The organism is Photobacterium leiognathi (genome assembly GCF_030685535.1).
In the GTDB taxonomy this organism is placed as follows: Bacteria; Pseudomonadota; Gammaproteobacteria; order Enterobacterales; family Vibrionaceae; genus Photobacterium; species Photobacterium leiognathi.
Window position 1 is genome coordinate 512,089 of record NZ_CP131601.1, and the last position, 14,127, is coordinate 526,215.

Annotated in this window: 14 protein-coding genes; 12 read left to right on the top strand and 2 right to left on the bottom strand. The window is 42.8% G+C overall.

Annotated features, from left to right (window positions below; translation table 11 throughout):
• Positions 1-321: 321 nt before the first annotated feature.
• The gene (locus Q7674_RS09380; RefSeq protein ID WP_045064360.1) at positions 322-519 is read left to right on the top strand and encodes a hypothetical protein; all 198 of its coding nucleotides are present in this window, start codon (positions 322-324) and stop codon (positions 517-519) included.
• Positions 520-600: 81 nt separating this feature from the next.
• Here Q7674_RS09380 and Q7674_RS09385 read toward each other — a convergent pair whose 3' ends face one another.
• Positions 601-852, bottom strand: a complete 252-nt coding sequence (locus Q7674_RS09385; protein WP_045064362.1) for a hypothetical protein — start codon at positions 850-852, stop codon at positions 601-603.
• Between the two features lie 96 nt (positions 853-948).
• Here Q7674_RS09385 and mazG point away from each other — a divergent pair, with 96 nt between their 5' ends.
• The 11 genes from mazG to rpoS all read left to right on the top strand — a co-directional run bounded on the left by mazG (position 949) and on the right by rpoS (position 11,257).
• The gene (gene mazG / locus Q7674_RS09390; protein ID WP_045064363.1) at positions 949-1,758 is read left to right on the top strand and encodes a nucleoside triphosphate pyrophosphohydrolase; all 810 of its coding nucleotides are present in this window, start codon (positions 949-951) and stop codon (positions 1,756-1,758) included.
• A gap of 221 nt (positions 1,759-1,979) precedes the next feature.
• The gene (gene pyrG, locus Q7674_RS09395) at positions 1,980-3,620 is read left to right on the top strand and encodes a CTP synthase (protein WP_008988015.1); all 1,641 of its coding nucleotides are present in this window, start codon (positions 1,980-1,982) and stop codon (positions 3,618-3,620) included.
• An 80-nt stretch (positions 3,621-3,700) separates the two neighbouring features.
• Positions 3,701-5,002, top strand: a complete 1,302-nt coding sequence (eno, locus tag Q7674_RS09400; RefSeq protein WP_008988016.1) for a phosphopyruvate hydratase — start codon at positions 3,701-3,703, stop codon at positions 5,000-5,002.
• Positions 5,003-5,361: 359 nt separating this feature from the next.
• The gene (gene ftsB / locus Q7674_RS09405; protein ID WP_008988017.1) at positions 5,362-5,640 is read left to right on the top strand and encodes a cell division protein FtsB; all 279 of its coding nucleotides are present in this window, start codon (positions 5,362-5,364) and stop codon (positions 5,638-5,640) included.
• Positions 5,641-5,675: 35 nt separating this feature from the next.
• Positions 5,676-6,383: a 2-C-methyl-D-erythritol 4-phosphate cytidylyltransferase gene (gene ispD / locus Q7674_RS09410; RefSeq protein WP_045064365.1), complete on the top strand. Its 708-nt coding sequence runs from the start codon at positions 5,676-5,678 to the stop codon at positions 6,381-6,383.
• Positions 6,383-6,859, top strand: coding sequence for a 2-C-methyl-D-erythritol 2,4-cyclodiphosphate synthase (gene ispF / locus Q7674_RS09415; RefSeq protein WP_023933507.1), 477 nt, complete (start codon positions 6,383-6,385; stop codon positions 6,857-6,859). Before ispD ends, ispF begins: the two co-directional genes overlap by 1 nt.
• A gap of 34 nt (positions 6,860-6,893) precedes the next feature.
• Positions 6,894-7,946: a tRNA pseudouridine(13) synthase TruD gene (truD, locus tag Q7674_RS09420; RefSeq protein ID WP_045064367.1), complete on the top strand. Its 1,053-nt coding sequence runs from the start codon at positions 6,894-6,896 to the stop codon at positions 7,944-7,946.
• A complete protein-coding gene (gene surE, locus Q7674_RS09425; RefSeq protein ID WP_045064370.1) occupies positions 7,927-8,676 on the top strand; it encodes a 5'/3'-nucleotidase SurE in 750 nt (249 codons plus the stop codon). The genes truD and surE overlap by 20 nt, the downstream gene beginning before the upstream one ends.
• A 2-nt stretch (positions 8,677-8,678) precedes the next feature.
• Positions 8,679-9,308 (top strand): protein-L-isoaspartate(D-aspartate) O-methyltransferase, encoded by a 630-nt coding sequence (locus Q7674_RS09430; protein WP_045064372.1) that lies wholly within the window; start codon positions 8,679-8,681, stop codon positions 9,306-9,308.
• Positions 9,309-9,329: 21 nt separating this feature from the next.
• Positions 9,330-10,172, top strand: a complete 843-nt coding sequence (locus tag Q7674_RS09435) for a peptidoglycan DD-metalloendopeptidase family protein (RefSeq protein WP_045064374.1) — start codon at positions 9,330-9,332, stop codon at positions 10,170-10,172.
• 83 nt (positions 10,173-10,255) lie between these two features.
• On the top strand, positions 10,256-11,257 hold the full coding sequence (rpoS, locus tag Q7674_RS09440) for an RNA polymerase sigma factor RpoS (protein WP_008988024.1): 1,002 nt from the start codon (positions 10,256-10,258) through the stop codon (positions 11,255-11,257).
• 110 nt (positions 11,258-11,367) lie between these two features.
• Here the strand turns inward: rpoS and mutS are convergent, their stop codons facing one another.
• Entirely contained in the window at positions 11,368-13,947 is a 2,580-nt protein-coding gene (gene mutS / locus Q7674_RS09445) for a DNA mismatch repair protein MutS (protein WP_045064376.1), read from the bottom strand.
• Positions 13,948-14,127 lie beyond the last annotated feature (180 nt).

The window sequence follows — 14,127 nt, forward strand, 5'->3', positions numbered from 1 at the left end:
GACTGTTCACATTGTCCGTGTTGTCGAGTCTTACCTCGCACTAGCAGCAATGTCTTCAACTTACTTTCATTTCCTCCGTTAGTTATTGCGCGTATCAGTGATCTCTTGCCGATTGAATATCTCCAGGAGTCAGTGGTCGTTGCGGTAATAAAATCTATATATCGACCTCCGATAATAAAATAGTTCACTTATCTCTGAATATTATTCATGTTCGGATTAAGTATTAATTAAGAAATGTTATTCACCCAACTAATATCGGTGAGTGATAGTTGTAAAGAATTAATGATGTGGCTTTATTTATAACGCTGCAGGAGAACTATTATGAAAAAATTACTATTTAAATTATTAACTAAAAATAGCGTTATCAGTATTTTATTACTTGTGGCGATACTTATTATTCCTGATAACAACTTCATGAATATACCGAGTCATGAAATAAAACAGCTACTACTATTTATTCTTTGTGTGCAGGGAATGAAAACGGGGTCAAATACCTTTATGACGGAGCAGGCAAAATAATGGATATGAAAGGATATGTGATGAAATTAAAATTATTAAATCTTATGGCTGACAAGCGACTTGCAAGTACGTTGTTATTGTTTATCTCACTGCTAATGCCACATGCTGTATTAGCACAACCGTCAAACGATGATAACTATGCGTGCTCTCATCATTCTGACTGTCGACATCAAGAGTCACACCATCATCAGGGATGCAGGCATCATCATTCACATCATAGTCGATGCGAACATCACCATGATTGTAATGATAATCACCATGAAAATTGTGATCATCGAAAAGAACATCACAACGATGAACATCACTATTGCCAACATAATGATGACTGATCATTGCTATGAATTGCTAGATTAGTTTTCTAGTATTAACTATCGATGTTAAGGCGCTTGAAGTGAAAGCGACAAGCGCCATTTTTAGAGTGTGAATGGTATGGACAATAAAAAATCATCTCAGATAGAACAATTATTAACGATTATGTCTCAGCTGCGAGACCCAAACCGTGGTTGTCCATGGGATTTGAAACAAAACTTTGATTCAATCGTTCCCTACACCCTTGAAGAAGCCTACGAAGTGGCAGATGCCATTGAGCAGAAAAACTGGAGTGATGTAAAAGAAGAACTGGGTGATTTACTGTTCCAAGTTATCTTTTATAGTCAAATGGCAAAAGAGCAAGGGCTGTTTGAGTTTGATGATGTCGTAGCTGGGATCAATGAAAAGCTGGTTCGTCGCCATCCCCATGTATTTAGTGATGCTGATTTTGCAGATGAAGCCGCAGTTAAACAAAATTGGGAAGCGGAAAAAGCCAAAGAGCGTGCGGAGAAAGAGCAAGATTCAAGTTTGCTGGCGAATATTCCCAATGCGTTACCTGCTTTGATGCGAGCAGATAAAATCCAAAAGCGCTGCGCAAATGTTGGCTTTGATTGGGATGAATTAGCGCCAGTGGTTGATAAAGTAAAAGAAGAACTTGATGAAGTCATGGATGAAGTGATTCAAGCGGTGCCGGAACAACAGAGAATTGAAGAAGAGTTAGGGGATTTGCTTTTTTCGGTGGTGAATTTAAGTCGTCATCTCAATGTAAAACCAGAGCTTGCGTTACAGAAAGCCAATAAAAAGTTTGAAAAGCGTTTTCGCCAAGTTGAAAAAAATGTGCTAGAACAAGGAAAGCTGATCAGTCAGTGTTCATTATCTGAACTTGATGCAGAATGGAATCGGGTAAAAGAGAAACCAGAAGATAAATAAAAATCCCTTTATAGAATATATTTGAGCTTATTTATCGCTATGGATAGTAGGTTGAACGTAAAAAATGATGTTTTTCAAAGCCATACCGCTAACTTGATTTGAGACAAAAAAAATCAAAGTGCAGTGTGATAGTTTTCACGTTGTGGCGATAAATGGTGTCTGGTATACTAATTTCCCGTCCAGATACTTTTTATCCTCTACACCAATCTTCCAGGTTAAACATGACAACGAATTACATTTTTGTTACGGGCGGAGTTGTTTCCTCTCTTGGTAAAGGCATTGCTGCTGCATCACTTGCAGCTATTCTAGAAGCACGTGGTCTAAACGTGACTATGATGAAGCTAGACCCTTACATTAACGTTGATCCAGGCACGATGAGCCCAATTCAACACGGCGAAGTATTCGTTACGGAAGACGGTGCAGAGACTGACCTAGACCTTGGTCACTACGAGCGTTTCATTCGTACCAAAATGACAAAGCGTAATAACTTTACTGCTGGTCGTGTGTACGCAGACGTATTACGCAAAGAGCGTCGTGGTGATTACTTAGGCGCAACGATTCAGGTAATTCCTCACATCACCAATGAAATCAAATCTCGCGTATTAGCGGGTGCTGAAGGTCATGATGTAGCAATTGTTGAAGTAGGCGGTACTGTAGGTGATATCGAATCACTGCCATTTATGGAAGCTATTCGTCAATTAGCAGTAGAGCAAGGTCGTGAAAACACCATGTTCATGCACTTGACTCTTGTTCCTTACCTAGCAGCTGCTGGCGAAGTAAAAACTAAGCCAACTCAGCACTCAGTTAAAGAATTACTATCAATTGGTATTCAGCCAGACGTACTGATCTGTCGTTCAGATCGTATGATCCCTGCGAACGAGCGTGCGAAGATTGCACTGTTCTGTAACGTACAGGAAAAAGCTGTAATCTCAATGAAAGACGTAGATTCAATCTACAAGATCCCACAATTAATTAAGTCTCAAGGTCTTGATGAACTAGTGTGTAAGCGCTTTGGTATCACAGCACCTGAAGCTGATCTTTCTGAGTGGGAACAAGTAATCTACGAAGAAGCAAACCCAACAGCTGAAGTTACTATCGGTATGGTTGGTAAATACATTGAACTGCCAGACGCATATAAATCAGTGAACGAAGCGCTTAAGCACGCGGGTCTGAAAAACCGTCTATCAGTTAAGATCAAATACATCGATTCTCAGGACGTTGAATCTAAAGGTACAGAAGTACTTGCAGGTCTTGACGCTATCCTAGTTCCTGGTGGCTTTGGTAACCGTGGTGTTGAAGGTAAGATCCTTACTGCTCAATATGCACGTGAAAACAAAATTCCTTACCTAGGTATTTGTCTAGGTATGCAGGTTGCACTTATCGAGTTCGCTCGTAATGTAGCCAAAATGGCGGATGCGCATTCAACTGAATTTAATGCTGAAACTAAACACCCAGTTGTTGGTCTTATCACTGAGTGGGTAGATAGCGAAGGTAATGTTGAAGAGCGTACAGAGAAATCTGATCTAGGCGGCACAATGCGTCTTGGTTCTCAGCTATGTCATCTACAAGATGGCTCAAAAGCACGTGCACTATACGCACAACCAACGATTCATGAGCGTCACCGTCACCGTTACGAAGTAAACAACATGCTACTACCTAAGCTTGAAAAAGCAGGTCTTAAAGTATCTGGTTTGTCTGCTGATAAGAAACTTGTTGAAATTATTGAGGTTCCGAATCATCCTTGGTTCGTAGCTGCACAGTTCCACCCTGAGTTCACATCAACACCTCGTGATGGTCATCCATTGTTTGAAGGTTTTGTTAAAGCGGCGGGCGAGTTCCACCGTGGTGAGCTTAACCAGTAAGGATTACTGATAGCTGTAGTGGTTATAGCTACAGCTATTTTTTTAGCTTTTAATTTGAAGATAAAGCAAGAGGAAACACAATGTCTAAGATCGTTAAAGTTCTAGCTCGTGAAATCATCGACTCACGTGGTAACCCAACAATTGAAGCAGAAGTTCACCTAGAAGGTGGTTTCGTAGGTATGGCTGCTGCGCCATCTGGTGCTTCAACTGGTTCTCGTGAAGCTCTTGAGCTTCGTGATGGTGACAAGTCACGTTTCCTAGGTAAAGGCGTTCTTAAAGCTGTTGCTGCAGCAAATGGTCCAATCGCTGAAGCGCTAATCGGCAAAGATGCAAAAGATCAAGCTGAAATCGACCAAATCATGATCGACCTAGACGGTACTGAAAACAAATCAAACTTCGGTGCTAACGCAATCCTAGCTGTATCTCTAGCAAACGCAAAAGCAGCAGCTGCTGCGAAAGGCATGCCTCTATACGAGCACATCGCTGAGCTAAACGGCACTGCTGGTCAATTCTCTATGCCTCTACCAATGATGAACATCATCAACGGTGGTGAGCACGCAGACAACAACGTTGATATCCAAGAATTCATGATTCAACCTGTTGGCGCTAAGACTCTTAAAGAAGCACTACGTATCGGTGCTGAAGTATTCCACAACCTAGCTAAAGTTCTTAAGTCTAAAGGCTACAACACAGCTGTTGGTGACGAAGGTGGTTTCGCTCCAAACCTTAAGTCTAACGCTGAAGCACTAGAAGTAATCGCAGAAGCTGTTGCTGCTGCTGGCTACGAGCTAGGTAAAGACGTAACACTAGCTATGGACTGTGCTGCATCTGAGTTCTACGACGCAGAGAAGAAAGAGTACAACCTAAAAGGCGAAGGTCGTATCTTCACTTCTGAAGAGTTCAACCACTTCCTAGCTGAGCTAGTTGACCAATACCCAATCGTTTCTATCGAAGACGGTCTAGACGAGTCAGATTGGGATGGCTTCAAGCACCAAACTGAACTACTAGGTAACAAGATCCAGCTAGTAGGTGACGATCTATTCGTTACTAACACTAAGATCCTAGCTGAAGGTATTGAGAAAGGTATCACTAACTCAATCCTAATCAAGTTCAACCAAATCGGTTCTCTAACTGAAACTCTAGCTGCTATTAAGATGGCTAAAGACGCTGGTTACACTGCAGTTATCTCTCACCGTTCAGGTGAAACTGAAGATGCAACTATTGCAGATCTAGCTGTTGGTACTGCTGCAGGTCAAATCAAGACTGGTTCTATGAGCCGTTCTGACCGTGTTGCTAAGTACAACCAACTAATCCGTATCGAAGAAGCACTAGGTGAGCGTGCTCCTTTCAACGGTCTTAAAGAAGTTAAAGGCCAAGCTTAATTTTTAATTAAGCATGATTGAGGTAACTCAATTAGGTTAAAAGAAACCGCCTTGCAAGAGGCGGTTTTTTTAGCTTTAAAGAAAATATACTCTCAGAATTAATCGATAAATATTATTAATATAAGCTGGGTTAATCATTATTTTCGATGAATTGAAGCGGCCATGATTGTGTTTATTTTCAACAAAATTAGCTGTTAAGTAATAACCCTGTGAACTCTCACTGCATAATTGTGGTCACAGTTACCCGATTATGGGATTATTACTGCTTGGCAAAATGTATTCCAATTGTGCGGATTTATTCAAAATCTTCGACAATTGGAATGCAGCTTGCTGTTACCAATTATTTCGCAGGGAGAATTATGCGCCTGTTTATTATTGTTTTATTAGGGCTTTTAGCTTGGTTACAATACGACTTCTGGTATGGCAAAAATGGTATGAATGAATATACTGCCGTTGAAGAAAGTGTAGCTCTACAAGAAAAAGCGAATGCAGAGCTTCACCAGCGTAACCAGCAGATGTATGCCGAGATCAAAGATCTGCATGGTGGTAAAGAAGCAGTTGAAGAACGTGCTCGTACCGATCTTGGTTTAGTGAAACCAGGAGAAACATTTGTTCGTGTGGTTGGTGATAATAACTAATTACACTATCTAATTAAGTAATGAGATAACCATCCATGATCGATAAATGTATTGCTGTTGTTCCTGCGGCTGGTGTTGGTAGTCGTATGGCAGCAGATCGCCCTAAACAATATTTGACGATTGCGGGAAAAACGATCCTTGAGCACTCAGTGGAGCGTTTATTAAGTTTGCCTGAAATTCAACACGTGGTTATTGTGGTTAGTAAAACAGATCCGTATTTTCCAACCTTGCCGCTGGCTAATGATCCTCGTATTACCGTGGTTGATGGTGGCGCAGAGCGAGTAGATTCTGTGTTTTCAGGTTTAGCGGCTATCAATGATGATAATGCATGGGTGATGGTGCATGATGCGGCAAGACCTTGCGTACGATTAGACGACCTTCGTCAGTTAATGGTTGCAGCTCAGCAAAGCGAGTGTGGTGCGATTTTAGCAACACCTGTTCGCGATACCATGAAACGTGCAAAAGTGAATGAACAAGACAACGTGATTGATCACACTGTTGATCGTGAACAATTGTGGCATGCACTTACCCCACAAATGTTTCGAGCAGGACAACTGCGTGAAGCATTAACAACCGCATTGGCACAAGATGCTGTGATCACCGATGAGGCATCAGCACTTGAGTTTTGTGGTTATTCTCCAGTGTTAGTTAAAGGTCGCGCTGATAATTTAAAAGTCACGCAGCCAGAAGATTTAGCGTTAGCAGAGTTCTACTTACAACAACTATTAAAGGAATGTTCATAATGCGTATTGGTCATGGTTTTGATGTTCATAAATTTGGTGGTGAAGGTCCGGTTATTATTGGTGGCGTTGCTATCCCTTATGAACAAGGTTTAATTGCTCACTCTGATGGTGATGTAGCACTTCATGCGGTATGTGATGCGCTATTAGGTGCGATTGGTGCTGGTGATATTGGTCGCCATTTCCCTGATACCGATGCCGAGTGGGCAGGGGCTGATAGCCGATTTTTATTACGTGATGTCTACAGTAAAGTTAAGGCGCAAGGCTATAGCTTAGGTAATGTAGACGTTACTATCATGGCACAAGCACCCAAAATGGCACCTCATATTGATGCCATGTGTCAGGCAATAGCGGAAGATTTAGAAACAGATGTCGCTAATGTTAATGTTAAAGCAACGACAACTGAACGTTTGGGTTTTACTGGACGTAAAGAAGGCATTGCTTGTGAAGCCGTTGTTTTAATTAAAAAGGTATCTTGAGCTTATGTCTCACTCTCACACTGCGGAAAATATCATGGATTGTTTTAACTGGTTTCATGCAAAACCAGTTTGTCACGGACGCATTAAAGCTAACCCTGAAGACTTCATCGTAAATGAAGAGCTCGGTTTTGAGTTTAGCGGTACAGGCGAACACCTAATGGTGAAAATTCGCAAGGTCGGTGAAAACACCAAGTATGTAGTGAACGAGTTAGCAAAAGCATGTGGCGTGAAATCACGTGACGTGAGCTGGGCAGGACTTAAAGATCGTCATGCGGTGACTGAGCAGTGGTTAAGTGTTCACTTGCCGGGCAAAGTCGATCCTGATCTTAGTCAGTTTGAAGCTGAACATCCTGGTGTCGAAATTCTTGAAGTGACACGCCACGATAAAAAATTACGCCCAGGTGATTTAGCGGGTAACTGGTTCCAATTACGTCTTACTGATCTAGATAACCTTGATGCATTAACTGAGCGTCTAGAAATAGTCAAAGCACAAGGTGTTGCCAACTATTTTGGTGAGCAGCGTTTTGGTCATGGTGGTAATAACGTGATTAAAGCACGTGCTTGGGGCAACGATGAGTTCCGTGTACGTGATAAGAGCAAGCGTAGTTTTTATCTTTCAGCAGCACGTTCTTGGATGTTTAACCAAGTATTGTCACAGCGTATTGAGCAAGGTTTAGCGGCAACGATTATCGCTGGTGATTGCTTACAAGCTGCAGGTGATGAGCGTACCTTTGTCGCGGATGTGGTTACGGATGCATTACAGCAGCAAGTTGCATCCGGTGAGCTTGCTATTACAGGTCCATTACTCGGTGATAATGCACTACCAACGCAAGGTGATGCACGAGCGTTTGAACTAGCGATTGTAGAACAAGAGCCTGCGCTAGTTAAACTTGTGCGTGATAACCGCATGCGCCACGATCGTCGTCCATTGTTACTTATGCCTAAAAAGATGCAATGGCATTTCGAAGAGAAGGATTTGATTGTTTCATTTGCTCTACCCGCAGGTAGTTTTGCCACCTCGGTAGTGCGTGAGTTGATCATGCCACTTCAAGATGAGGTAGTGAATGATGAGAATTCTGATCAGTAATGACGATGGTATTTTTGCCGAAGGTATTAATACACTCACAAAAGCATTAAGTGAATTAGCGGAAGTAATAGTTGTTGCCCCTGATCGAAATCGATCAGGGGCATCAAATTCGCTAACTCTGGATTACCCGTTACGTATTCGAGAAGAAGGTAAAAATCGTATCTCGGTTCAAGGAACACCAACGGATTGTGTGCACTTTGCTCTAAATGAATGGCTAGATGCACGTCCCGATATTGTGGTTGCTGGCATTAATCACGGTGCCAATTTAGGTGATGATGTGCTGTATTCAGGCACAGTTGCCGCAGCCACTGAAGGTCACTTCCTTGGTGTGCCAGCGATTGCGGTTTCTTTAGTTGGTGATCAGCATTTTGAAACAGCAGCGAAAGTGATTCAACAAGTTGTTAAGCAGCTATCGCAACAGCCATTACCGAGCAACAATATCTTAAATATTAATGTTCCAGATGTGCCTTTTGAACAGTTGAGGCCATGGCAAGTGACACGTCTAGGTGCACGTCATCGGGCTGAAAATATGATCAAAGAGTTAGATCCTCGTGGTAAAACGCTCTACTGGCTAGGCCCTCCTGGTCAATGCCAAGATGCAGGCCCAGGCACTGACTTTTATGCCATAGAACAAGGTGCGGTTTCGATAACCCCACTGCAAGTTGATTTGACCGCGCATGATGCCATGGTTGGGGTTGAAGGCTGGATGCAAAATGTGGAGATCCAGTAACCATGCGGTATCAAAGTCAGCTTGATAGTTTAATCGTATTTTTAAGTAATAAAGGGATCAGCGATCAGCGTGTACTCAATGCGATAGCGACTGTTCCCCGTGAACGCTTCGTTGATGAAGCTTTCTCTTTTCAAGCATACGAGAATAATGCGCTACCGATTGGTAGTGGGCAGACAATTTCTCAACCCTACATTGTTGCAAAAATGACCGAGTTATTGGGCTTAACTTACCAATCTTCAGTGTTAGAAATTGGCACAGGCTCAGGTTATCAAACAGCAGTGTTAGCTCAACTTGTTGAGCATGTTTATTCAGTTGAGCGTATCAAAGCCTTGCAATGGCAAGCGAAAAGACGCTTTAAACAATTAGAGTTACATAACATATCAACAAAGCATGGTGATGGTTGGCAAGGGTGGGCAAATAAAGGGCCTTTCGATGCCATTATCGTGACGGCAGCACCAAGTGAAGTTCCCCAGAGCTTACTTGAGCAACTTGTTGATGGTGGACGATTAATTTTGCCTGTGGGTTGCCAACAGCAAGAATTGAAATTGATTGTCCGAAATGGCGAAGCATTTTGCGAAACCGTGATTGAACCCGTAAGATTTGTGCCTTTAGTGGCTGGAGATTTGGCTTAAACCATGAGTACAGAGTGTATGATGAAAAAAATTATTCAACCTTCTTTGTTAGCAGTAACCAGTATGATTCTGCTATCAGCTTGTAGTAGCCATACACCAGCTCCGGTTGCCAATCTTAACAAAGACTATTCTCAATTAGAGCGTGGTAGCTTTAGAGGGGATTCATACACGGTACGTAAAGGGGATACGCTATATTTTATCTCCTATGTAACAGGTCAAAATGTCAAAGATATTGTTAGCCTAAACAATTTAGCGCCACCATACATTATTTACCCAGGCCAACGATTAGCTATTCCAAGCGGTAGTCGTTCATCATCTTCTTCAGTGAGTACTCCAGCGGTTAAACCGACCCCAGTGAGTAAACCTAAACCTGTTTCAAAACCTGTTGAACAAAAAACAGACAATAAAACGGTTGCACAGGCAAAACCAAAAGAGTACTCTGAAAACTCAAATGTTAACAAACCTGTAACAACTAAGCCGGGCACAACCCCATCAACATCGAAATGGGCTTGGCCTGTAAAAGGTAAAATTATTGCTAGATTCTCAAATTCAGAAAATGGCAATAGAGGTATCGATATTGCAGGTACGCGAGGAGAAGCGATTAAAGCAACCGCAGCAGGTGTTGTTGTATATGCGGGTGATGCGTTACCGGGTTACGGTAATTTAGTCATTATCAAGCATGGTGAAGATTATCTAAGTGCTTATGCACATAACGATAAGATTTTGGTAAAAGAGCAACAAACAGTAAAAGCTGGGCAAAAGATAGCTTCCATGGGAAGCACTGGGGCTAGCAGTGTAAGGCTACATTTTGAAATTCGCTATAAGGGTAAATCAGTGGATCCAATGCGCTACTTACCTAAATAAGAAACGAAAAATCAATGATGCAGCAATTAGAGATGACATGATGAAGTTGTAATGTCTTGCTAACTCGCCATCTGGGAGGCGCTATGAGTAGAAGCAGCACAGCCACAAACCTTGATTCATTCACTTTAGACGAAGACGTGGAAATGAACGTTCCAATGCCGTCTGCTGATGATAGTTCTGATACTGAAGCAATATCGGTTAACGATGATGACGCCGATATTGCTAAATATGAAGCAACTCAAAAAGCATTAGATGCTACCCAACTCTATCTCGGTGAGATAGGCTACTCGCCTCTTCTCACCGCAGAAGAAGAAGTCTTGTATGCACGTCGTGCATTGCGCGGTGATGAGGTCGCACGTAAACGAATGATTGAGAGTAATCTTCGTTTAGTGGTGAAAATCTCACGCCGTTATAGTAACCGAGGGCTTGCACTGCTCGATTTGGTGGAAGAAGGTAATTTAGGCCTGATCCGCGCCGTTGAGAAGTTTGATCCTGAGCGTGGCTTCCGTTTCTCTACCTATGCGACATGGTGGATCCGTCAAACCATTGAGCGGGCGATCATGAACCAAACCCGTACCATCCGATTACCTATTCATGTGGTCAAAGAGCTCAATGTCTATTTACGTACGGCACGTGAATTGGCACAAAAGCTGGATCATGAGCCAACAGCGGAAGATATTGCGCAACAGTTAGAAAAACCTGTTGATGATGTGAATCGTATGCTGCGTTTAAATGAGCGAGTGAGCTCGGTAGATAATCCGATCGGTGGCGATTCAGAAAAAGCGCTGCTTGATATTATTCCTGATGAAAAAGGTGGAAGTCCTGAGTCATCAACCCAAGATGATGATATCAAAAACTCAATTGTTCATTGGTTACAAGAACTTAATCCTAAGCAGCGTGAAGTGTTAGCGCGTCGATTTGGTTTGCTGGGCTATGAAGCATCAACCCTTGAAGATGTTGGTCGTGAGATCGGTTTAACCCGTGAGCGTGTTCGCCAAATTCAAGTTGAAGGCTTGCGCCGCTTACGTGACATGCTAACGCACCAAGGACTTAATATTGAGTCGCTCTTTAATCAAGAGCTTTAATTTACTCGATTCAGTGTAACTTTTTTACCACCTTCTAAATACATTGAAATAGTAACAAGAAAAAAGGACGCAGAAGCGTCCTTTTTTGTGTCTACTGAACGAGTTAAAGATTAAAGCAGTGCTTTTAATCGATATAACTCATCTAATGCTTGGCGTGGGGTTAAATCATCAGGATTCACATTCGCTAATGCTTCTTCCACTTCACTAGGCTCTGGGATCAAACTTAATTGATGCTCTTCTTTTGGTGCTTGTGAAGCTAAAGCGTCAGGTTGTAGCGCTTGCTGATGACCTGATGCTTCTAGTTGTTGCAACTTGATCTTAGCTCGCTTAATTACAGATTTCGGAACACCAGCTAAACTCGCTACCGCCAGGCCGTAAGACTTACTCGCTGCACCTTCTTGGACTGCGTGCATGAAGGCGATTTCATCACCGTGTTCAACAGCATCGAGGTGAACGTTCGCTAATCCGGTTAATAGTGATGGCAGCTCTGTTAGTTCGAAGTAGTGAGTGGCGAATAATGTCATGGCTGAGATCTTATCTGCCAGCCATTCAGCACTTGCCCATGCCAGAGATAGACCATCGTAAGTACTGGTACCACGACCAATTTCATCCATTAACACCAAACTTTGCTGGGTGGCGTTATGAAGAATATTCGCCGTTTCTGTCATTTCAACCATGAAGGTTGAGCGACCAGAGGCTAAGTCATCAGAGGCACCAATACGCGTAAAGATACGATCTAGTGGACCAATTTTTACTGCTTCTGCTGGAACAAAAGAGCCCACATGTGCCATTAATGCAATCAATGCGGTTTGACGCATGTAAGTTGACTTACCACCCATGTTAGGACCAGTAATGATCAACATGCGGCGATCTTGATGCAGCGAAATAGGGTTAGCGATAAACGGCTCACTTAACACATGTTCAACCACAGGGTGACGACCTGCGGTGATCTCAATCCCTGTTTGCTCCATTAATTCAGGACGACAGTAATTGAGGCTATCAGCACGCTCAGCAAGGTTCGTTAGCACATCAAGTTCAGAAAGTGCACTTGCCGCATTTTGTAGTTGCTCAAGATGTGGTAACAGTTGATCAAATAGCTCTTCCCATAGCTTTTTCTCTAAGGCGAGTGCTTTAGATTTTGAGTTAAGCACTTTATCTTCATGCTCTTTAAGCTCAGGGATGATATAACGCTCGGCATTCTTTAGCGTTTGGCGACGCACGTAGTGGCTTGGTACTAAGTGGCTTTGACCACGGCTGACTTGAATGAAGAAACCGTGTACCTGGTTAAAGCCAACTTTTAAGCTATCAATATCATGACGCTCACGTTCGCTAGCTTCTAATTCTTCTAAGAATTTGGTTGCGCCATCAGCGAGATCACGCCATTCATCAAGCTCTGAATTATAGCCCGGTGCTAATACGCCACCATCACGGATGATCACGGGTGGGTTTTCAATGATCGCACGTTCAAGCAGTTCACATAGCTCATCCATTGGAGCTGCATACGTCGCTAAATCACTAATGCGAGCTTGTGGCACTTCAGCTAATAAATCTGCTAATTCTGGCAGATATTGCATAGCGGTACGCATACGAGCTAAGTCACGAGGACGTGCAGAGCGTAGTGCTAAACGTGCCAAAATACGCTCTAAGTCACCCATGTGACGTAGTACACCAGCGACATCAACAAACATACCGCTGCCTTTAAATGCTTCAATAGCATCTAAGCGACCGTTAAGCTGTTTTTGATCTCGAATAGGCTGGTGGAGCCAACGTTTTAGCAGTCGACTACCCATCGGGGTTGCAGTTTGATCGAGTACCGATGCCAGTGTGTTGTCATAGCCGCCAGCTAAGTTTTGCGTAAGCTCTAGGTTACGACGCGTGGCGGCATCTAAGATCACTGCATGATCTTTGGTATCTAAGGTGATCGCACGAATATGTGGTAGCGCAGTACGTTGGGTATCTTTAACGTATTGCATCAAACAGCCTGCCGCACATAAGCCAAGTTCTGCATTTTCAACGCCGAAACCGACCAAGTCACGAGTACCAAATTGCAGGGTTAATTGCTGACGTGCAGTGTCTAATTCAAATTCCCAAATAGGGCGACGACGCTTACCTTTAAACGGTTCAACTAAATGCAGGTAAGTGAAATCTTCTGGATAAAGCAGTTCAGCAGGGCTAGTGCGCTGAAGCTCAGCTTGCATTTCTTCTTCACTAGCAGGCTCTGTGAGCATGAAGCGGCCAGATGTGATATCTAAGGTTGCGTAGCCAAATTTGTTATTTTCGGTGTAAATTGCAGCAATTAAGTTATCACGACGTTCATTAAGTAAGGCTTCATCACTGACAGTACCTGGCGTGACAATACGAACTACTTTACGTTCTACTGGACCTTTGCTTGTTGCAGGATCGCCGATCTGTTCACAAATAGCGACAGAAACGCCTTGCTGTACTAGCTTGGCTAGGTAACCTTCTACTGCGTGGTAAGGCACACCCGCCATAGGGATAGGCTCGCCATTGGTTGAGCCACGCTTTGTTAATGAGATATCAAGCAGTTGAGAGGCGCGTTTTGCATCATCAAAAAACATCTCGTAGAAGTCACCCATTCGATAGAACAGTAAAACGTCAGGGTTCTCAGCTTTGATTTTCAAAAACTGCTGCATCATAGGTGTATGTTTTTCTAAGCCTTTTATCGTCACGATATTGCCTACTCTTGCTTGAACTATGTCATGCTAAATTGACAGCACGACCAATGAATTTTGACCGCTAAGGATACGTGAATCCGCTAATAGGGCAAAGCGGGATAGCGAGTTTTTTTAAGATATTTGCAATGGTAGTTGTTAGGCGTAAAGTCACAAAATTAATTGTATTGAGTATGA